This is a genomic window from Bacillus sp. mrc49, from assembly GCF_002803435.1.
Genome location: NZ_PHNG01000089.1, coordinates 1 through 331, shown reverse-complemented (window position 1 = coordinate 331; position 331 = coordinate 1). Strand labels below are relative to the sequence as shown.

General features: G+C 46.8%; 1 pseudogene. It reads right to left on the bottom strand.

What is annotated here, in order from left to right:
- Positions 1-301: pseudogene (locus CVN76_RS31560) on the bottom strand (hypothetical protein); the annotation flags it as partial.
- Positions 302-331: the final 30 nt, after the last annotated feature.

Here is a 331-nt window from a genome sequence, read left to right as displayed (position 1 = left end):
GTCCCTGGATAAGGCTCCATTCATAATCTGCAGCGTTTGTACTCTCCGTTTGGGTGGTCTTGTTATAGGCAATGCCTATATAAGTTTTCCCTATCGGACTATCAGAAATAGTCCCCCCTGCGCTGGTGGTTCCGTATTTGATCCAAGTATAAGTGGGAAGCCCATTAGGGCCGGTAGGACCTTGCACCCCTTGATTACCTTGTGGGCCAGTTGAGCCAGCTGGCCCCTCTATTAAACTCCAAGAATAGTCGGAATAAACGTTAGATTCTGTGGCCGTAGTTTTGTTATATGCTAGACCCATATATTTTTTCCCGGAAGGACTATCCGACAT